Here is a 7,773-nt window from a genome sequence, read left to right as displayed (position 1 = left end):
AGGGAAGGGTGGGTGCCATGACGGGGCGCTGGGGCCTGCTGGGCTTGGTGGTGGTGGGGCTGCTGTCGGGCTGCGCGGACCGGGAGCGCTCGTCGCTCGCGGATGGCCGGCTGACGGCGACGCCGGGCGGCGTCGACTTCGCGCGGGTGGCTGTCTTCGACGCCCGCGAATCCACGGTGACGCTGCGCAACGTGGGCCGCGCGCGCATCACGGTGGACGAGGCCTGGGTGGAGGGGCCGGAAGGCGCCTACAAGGCCGAGTTCACCCACGAGGGTCCGCACAGCCTGGTGCCGGGCAGCGAGTGCACGCTGAAGGTGCGCTTCGCGCCGCTGGCCGAGGGCGGACTTCCCGCGGTGCTCGTCATCCGCTCGGACACGCGCATCGAGCCCTTGATGCGCATCCCGCTCAACGGCGCCGGCGTGGACGCGTGGGCGCGGGTGACGCCGCGCGCGCTGGACTTCGGCCGCATCGAGGCGGACTCCACCAAGACGCTGGGGGTGACGCTGGACAACCCCACGGAGCTGCCGGTGGTGGTGACGCCCAAGCTGGTGGGCGCGGACAAGGATGAGTTCGTCGCGGCTCCCCTGACGGTGAACCCGGGCGAGCGCGTGGAGCTGCCCGTCACCTTCAACCCGGTGCGCGTGGGGAAGAAGCAGATCGCCCTGGCCCTGTCTCCGTGCGCGGGGTGCGCGGACGTGCCGGTGCAGCTGACGGCGGAGTCGCTGGAGCGCGCGGTGGTGGCGGAGCCGGAGGTGGTGGACTTTGGCGCGGTGCCGGTGGACCGCGACGCCATCAAGGCCTCCAGCCTGCGCAACATCAGCACGGAGCCCGTCACGGTCACGTCGCTCATGCTGGATGGCACGGACGCGTCCTTCAGCCAGAACAACACGGGCCTGCCGCTGGTGCTCCAGCCGGGTGAGGTGCGCGCCTTTGAAATCCGCTACAGCCCCGGCCACATGGGCCAGGCCACGGACCGCGCCGTCTACACCGTGGTGAGCAAGCGCCACCCCACGCTGCCCGTGCCGCTGCGCGGCTTTGGCGGCGCGTCCGAGCTGTGCGTGTCGCCGATGATGCACGACTTCGGCGAGCAGCCGCTGGGCTCCAAGGTGCGCGTGGTGGTCAACGTGAAGAACTGCGGCACGGACAACGCCGGGCCGCTGACCATCAACACGCTGGACTGGACGCCGGACGCGACGGGCGCCCAGCTCCAGTTCAACCACAAGCCGGTGACGCTGCCGTTCACGCTGCCGGCCAACGGCGAGCTGAACCTGGAGGTCTTCTACGAGCCCATGCGCGAGGGCAGCGCGAACGGCGCGCTGGTGATGACCACGAGCGCGTTCTCCGCGGCCACCGTGCAGCTGGACTTCTTCGGCAGCGCGAAGGCGCATGCGCCGTGTGACTTGACCATCACCCCGCAGCTGGTGGACTTCGGCACCATCCCGCCGGGCCGCGGCGCGGTGCTGGGCGTGAAGCTGGAGAACAAGGGCGCGGACCTGTGCCCCGTGAAGAACATCCGCATCGCCAACGACGGCGGCGGCGTGTTCAAGATGCCCGGCGGCGAGCTCTTTGGCGGCATCATCTACCCGGGGGACTGGTTCAGCTTCCAGGTGGCCTTCCAGGCGCCCTTCACCGGCGGCAACTTCGCGGGTGAGCTCCAGGTGGAGCAGTACAACCCGGCGACGCCGGTGCGGCAGGTGCCGCTGATGGCGAACTCGCAGACGACGTGCCTGGTGGCGTCGCCCTGGTACCTGGACTTCGGCCTGGGCCGCAAGGACTGCCGCCCCGCGCCGCGCGAGGTGAACTACCTCAACGCGTGCACCACGCCCGTCACCATCTCCAACGTCTTCATCGGGCCGGGCACCACCGACACGGAGTTCGAGCTGCTGGATCACCCGGCGCCGCCCGCGTTCCAGCTCCAGCCGGGCGAGTCCTTCACGGTGGGCGTGGACTACCTGGCGCAGGTGACGGGCATGAACCTGTCGCCGCTCTTCGTGGACTCCAGCGACCTGCCCATCCCGCTGATGGTGCCGCTCATTGGCGAGTCGTCGAAGAAGACGGAGAAGACGGACAACTTCGTGCAGCAGGACGTGAGCAAGGTGGACGTCCTCTTCGTCGTGGACAACACGGCCTCCATGGTGGAGGAGCACCCGAAGCTCGTGTCCGCCATCCCCGCGTTCGTGGACGCCGCGCGCAACAAGGCGGTGGACGTGAACATGGCGGTGACGACGACGGGCATCTCCGCGGTGTCCGGCGCGTGCCCCGGCGGCGCGCTGGGCGGTGAGGCCGGCCGCTTCTTCCCGGCGGACAACAGCCGCCAGCGCATCCTCACGCTGAACACGGCCAACGTGACGCAGGTGCTCCAGCAGAACGTGCAGGTGGGCCAGTGCGCCCAGGTGGAGCAGGGCTTTGAAGCGATGCGCCGCGCGCTGACCTCGCCGCTGGTGAACAACGTGGATGATCCGCGCACGCCGCTGCCCAACGACGGCAACGCGGGCTTCCTGCGCGACTCCGCGGCGCTGGTGGTGGTGTTCGTGGGCGACGAGGATGACCACTCGCCGGACGCGGTCTCCACGTACGTGCAGTGGGCGCAGCAGCGCAAGGGTGAGAACCAGCCGCAGCGGGCCACGTTCTTCGCCATCGCGCCCACCAAGACGTCCTGCGCCACCGCGGGCGGCACCGGCACCCGGTACGCGGACGCGGCGGCCCAGACGGGCGGCGAGGTGCTCAACGTCTGCGCGGCGGACTACGCGCCGCTCCTCCGCCAGGTGGCCAGCAAGGCGTTCAGCGCGCAGGAGCGCTTCCCGCTGAGCGAGGAGCCCGACGCGGGCACTGTGACGGTGAGCGTCAACGGCAATCCCACCCCCAGCGGGTGGAGCTACGACGCGGCGACCAACAGCGTCGTCTTCACCGTGGTGCCGCCGCCCGGCTCCAAGGTGGCCATCACCTACCGCCGCGCCTGCGCCAACGACTGAACGGTGGGGAATCCGTGGTTGTGGACCCCGTGACGGGCCGGCCATCCGGCCCCGAACGGGGGTGTCAGACCCCGGTGCTACAGCACTGCATCTGCCTGTGCGGATGACCAGAAAATTGGAGGCGCTCCCTCGGTGTGTACCCTGCGGAGCGTCTGCACGCTGTTGCCCTGGAGGCGCTGTGAGCACCTGGACCCCTGATGAGCCCATGAAGTCCTCTCCGCGCGCCGGTGCGCCGGGACTGCGGGTCATCCGTGGAGAGGGGCAGCGCAAGCAGGAGCCGCTGGCGGACCGCAACGCGGTGGCCCGGGTGCTGATGGAGGCCGGGGCGGACCTGCTCCTCAAGCGCATCAGCCCGGTGAGGGCGCAGGAGATCGAGCGCAAGGTGGACCGGGTGCTGGACCTGTTCGACCGGGTGGACGCGGCGCCGGTGCTGATGCCGGTGCTCAAGCGCCACCTGGATGAGCTGGAGGCGCTGATGCGGGAGACCCGCGAGGTCCGCGCCGTCCGCCGCTAGGGCGCACCGCCTGGGCGCACCGCCAGGGCGCACCAGCGGTGGAACCGGAAAAAGGCCAGGGGGATTCGATGTTTGATTCCCCTGGCCCGGCCGCTTACGCTTGGGGTTCGCCTCCACGCCTCCGGCCGTGTCCATCGAAACCTACGGCAGCTACCAGCTCCTGAAGCGCCTCGCCACGGGCGGCATGGCGCAGATCTACCTCGCGCGCCGGCCGGGTTCGGATGCTCCGGACAAGCTGCTGGTGTTGAAGCGGATCCTCCCGCACCTGTCGGAGAACGACGAGTTCGTCCGGATGTTCCTGGACGAGGCGCGGATCGCGGCCCGGCTCGCGCACCCCAACGTCGTGCAGATCTACGACCTGGGGGCGGAGGGGGACACGTTCTTCATCGCCATGGAGTACATCCATGGCGTGGACGCGCGCCGGCTGTGGAAGCGCTCGGAGACGTCCGCGCGGCCGCTGCCGGTGCCGCTGGTGTGCCGCATCCTGCTGGAGGCGTGCGCGGGGCTGGACTACGCGCACAAGAAGACGGACGCGGCGGGGCGCCCGCTGGGCATCGTGCACCGGGACGTGTCCCCGCAGAACATCCTGGTGACGTTCGACGGCGGCGTGAAGGTGGTGGACTTCGGCATCGCGAAGGCGGCGGATCAGGCCACCGTCACGCGCTCCGGGGTGCTCAAGGGCAAGTATTCGTACATGTCGCCGGAGCAGGCCTCCGGGCAGCGCGTGGACCGGCGCTCGGACGTGTTCGCGCTGGGCGTGGTGCTGCATGAGCTGCTGACCGGCGGGCGCCTCTTCAAGCGCCACAGCGACATGCTGACCCTGTCGGCGGTGGCGGAGTGCAACGTCCCGGCGCCGTCGCAGGTGGCGCCCCGGGTGCCGGTGGAGCTGGACGCCATCGTGCTCAAGGCGCTCGCGAAGGATCCGGACGCGCGCTACCAGCACGCGCAGGAGTTGCAGCGGGCGCTGGAGGGGTGGCTCGCGTCTCAGCCGCAGCCGTGCGGCACGACGGCGGACCTGGCCGCGTACATGAAGGAGCTGTACGCGGACCGGCTGACGGAGGAGGCGCGCTCCGGCGAGGTGCAGGTGACGGACGACGAGGCCGGTGGGCCTCCGCCCGCGCCCGCGCCGCGCCGGTCGGTGATGCGGCCCGCGACGCCGCCCACGCGCACGGAGAACGAGCCCACCACCACGCTGCGTCCGAACCGGTCCAGCCGTCCCAGCGGGAAGGTGGAGGCGCGCCGCGAGGACTCGGTCGGGGACGGGGCGCGCTCGGAGGCGCGGGGGCCGGACACCCGTCCGGAGGGCCGCAACGCGGAGGCGCGGGTGGAGGCGCGAGCGGCCGACGCTCGTCCGGAGCCCCGGTCCGAGGCCCGAGGTGCCGACCCGCGGCCCGAGCCCAGGTCCGAGGTCCGCAACGCCGACCCTCGCGCCGGCGCCGACGTCCGGCCGGAGCCCCGGGGCATGACGGGCTCGCGGCGGGCCCTGGAGTCACCGCCCTCGCGGAGCATCCGGCCCGTGCGCCTGGAGGAGCCGTCCCTCCCGACGGTGACGGAGGATGACGGGCCCACGCTCGCGATGATGGACACGCAGGGCAAGCTGTCCGGCGGGTTCCAGGTCGAAGAGGACGCGCCCACGCTCGCCATGGTGGACACGCAGGGCAAGCTGTCCGGCGGGGTCCAGTTCCAGGTCGAGGAGGACGGGCCCACGCTGGATCAACGCTCGCTGACGCTGCCCCAGGGGGACGAGGACGACTCGACCCTGGACATGCGCGCCGTCTCCCGCGCCGACCTGGACGAGGGCCCCACGCAGGACATGCGCGCCGTGCCGCGCTCCGAGATTCCGGTCCCCCGTGCGAGCGGGCCCACGCCGTCCGGTGAGCACCGCCACCACCGGCCGCCAGCGCCCGCGCCCCACGCGACCATCGAGGAGATGACCGCGTCCACCGCGCCGCGCTCCGCGTCTCGCGCGCCCATGCCGGGCCCGTGGGTGCCGCCCGGCCGCACCGGCACCGTCACCGAGCAGTCCGCCGTGGCGCCGCCGAAGCGCCGGGCGCTGCTCTACGGCGCCATCGTGCTCGTCGCGCTCCTGGTGGGCGTGGGCATCGTGTGGAGCCTGGGCCTGGGTGCCAGCGGCGTGCACGTGCAGTCCGAGCCCGCCGGCGCGCGCGTCGTGTTCGAGGACCGGGTGCTCCCGGAGCGCACGCCGCTGACGCTGCCGACGGTGAAGCCCGGCCGTTACTGGGTCGTGCTGATCAAGGAAGGCTACCGCGAGCTGCGCACGCAGATCGTCATCCCGCCGTCCGGCCAGCTCGACGTGGGGCCGCTGAAGCTCGTGCCGCTGCCGTCCTCCGGAAAGCCCGGCACGGAGCCCCCGGCGACCACGACGCCGGAGCCGGGCGTGGGGCCCTCCGGCGTGGCCACTCCTCGCGCGCCGGACACGGCGGAGCAGTCCGCGCCGGTGAGCTTCGAGGTGACGCCCGGGGCGGACGTGACGTGCAACGGCCTCAAGCTGGGGAAGACGCCGTTCAAGCCGGTGGATCTGCAGGTGGGGTCGTATGAGTGCAACTTCACCAACCCCGAGCTGAAGCGCACCCTCAGCCGCCGCATCGAGGTGCGCCCCATCGACCTCAACGTGGTGACGGTCAAGTTCGAGTAGGCGCGGCCTTGGACGACCCTTCCGTGACGCTCGAGGCAGGAACCCACGTCGGCAAGTACGTCGTGCGGCGCAAGCTGGCCGAAGGCGGCATGGCGGAGATCTTCCTGTGCACCGCGCGCGGGCCGGAGGGCTTCGAGAAGGAGGTCGTCATCAAGCGCGTGCGGGCGTTCCTCGCGAGCGACCCGGACTTCGTGCAGATGTTCATCGCGGAGGCGCGGCTGGCCTCGCGGCTCAACCACGCCAACGTGGTGCAGATCTTCGACTTCGACAAGCACGAGGACACCTACTACCTGGCGATGGAGTACGTGCGCGGCTGCTCGCTGTGGGAGCTGCGCAAGCGGAGCAAGGAGACGATGACGCCGTTGCCGCCCCTGCTGGTGGCGCACATCGGCGCGGAGGTCGCGCGCGGCCTGCACTACGCCCACCGGCTGCGGGTGAACGGCGAGCTGTTGAACCTGGTGCACCGGGACGTCACGCCGCACAACGTGCTGGTGTCCTACGACGGCGCGGTGAAGCTCACCGACTTCGGCATCGCGAAGGCGGGCAACAAGCTGACGAACCCCGGCGTGCTCAAGGGCAAGTTCGCGTACATGTCCCCGGAGCAGGCCCGGGGCGAGAGCGTGGACGTGCGCACCGACGTCTTCGCGCTGGGCGTGGTGCTGTGGGAGCTGCTCACCGGCGGGCGGCTGTTCCAGGGGGACTCAGAGATCGCCGTCCTGCGCGCGGTGCAGGAGAGCACCATCGTGCCGCCCGCGCGCCTCAACCCGGACGTGCCGCCGGACCTGGACGCCGTCATCTGCCGCGCGCTGGAGCGCGACCTGACGAAGCGCTACCAGACGGCGGGTGAGCTGGAGCGCGCGCTGGCGCAGTGCGTGTTGAACCAGGCCCGCTCCGTGGACGACACCGACGTGGGCGCGTTCATGCGCCAGCTGTTCCCCGTCGCGGCCAGCAACCAGGCGCTGCCCGCGATCCCGGAGCGCACGGCGCTGGAGGACGGAGCGCTGCCCGACGCCCCGCCGCCGCCCCGCGAGCCCACCGCCGTGATGCCGTCGCGCGACCATGCCTCGGGAGCGAAGCGGGTCGCCTCTCCGGACGAGGACCGCCACGGGACGACGCTGGTGCTGTCCCGGGACGCGGATGCCAACGGCCGTCCCCCGCAGCCCACGCCGCAGATGCCGTTGCAGTCGATGGGGAGGGAAGCGCCGCTGTCCCGGCGCGCCGAATCCCGCGAGGTCCCCGCCGCCAGGCCCGAGGGCTCGAAGGTCTGGGGCGACGACAGCGGCGCCTCCGCGCGCCGGGCCGCGCCCCGGGACGAGTTCCACGACGAGCTCCCGGGCACCACCGGCGAGCTCGACACCGTCTCCGCCACCGAGCCGGGGCCGCCCGCCGCTCCGGGCCGCAAGCGCGCCCTGTGGGCCGCGGGCGCCGCGGTCGGACTCGCGGGCCTCGTGGGCCTCCTCGCCGTGGCCCGCTCGAACACCGTGGCCCGGGACGCGGGGCAGGGGAGCCCGCCCGCGCAGGCCACGGCCCCGGCGACGACCCCTCCGCCCAACCCCGGCGCGACTCCGGTCACGGAGGCCGTCGACGCGGAGCTGGAAGGGCAGCGGCGCGAAGCCGCCCTGACCCCGACC

Annotated in this window: 4 protein-coding genes; all 4 read left to right on the top strand. The window is 72.1% G+C overall.

What is annotated here, in order from left to right; translation table 11 throughout:
• The first annotated feature begins 17 nt into the window (after positions 1-17).
• Positions 18-2,972 carry a choice-of-anchor D domain-containing protein gene (locus D7X96_RS37980; protein WP_120549276.1) on the top strand — a complete coding sequence of 985 codons (2,955 nt, stop codon included), beginning with the start codon at positions 18-20 and terminating at the stop codon, positions 2,970-2,972.
• 205 nt (positions 2,973-3,177) lie between these two features.
• A complete protein-coding gene (locus D7X96_RS37975; protein WP_120549277.1) occupies positions 3,178-3,486 on the top strand; it encodes a hypothetical protein in 309 nt (102 codons plus the stop codon).
• A gap of 127 nt (positions 3,487-3,613) precedes the next feature.
• Positions 3,614-6,142 carry a serine/threonine-protein kinase gene (locus tag D7X96_RS37970; protein ID WP_121771918.1) on the top strand — a complete coding sequence of 843 codons (2,529 nt, stop codon included), beginning with the start codon at positions 3,614-3,616 and terminating at the stop codon, positions 6,140-6,142.
• An 8-nt stretch (positions 6,143-6,150) separates the two neighbouring features.
• Positions 6,151-7,773 (top strand): serine/threonine protein kinase (locus D7X96_RS37965; protein WP_244219866.1); only part of this gene is annotated, 1,623 nt, incomplete at its 3' end.

The organism is Corallococcus interemptor (assembly GCF_003668875.1).
GTDB classification, from domain to species: domain Bacteria; phylum Myxococcota; class Myxococcia; order Myxococcales; family Myxococcaceae; genus Corallococcus; species Corallococcus interemptor.
This window is presented reverse-complemented; position numbering and strand designations above follow the sequence as displayed.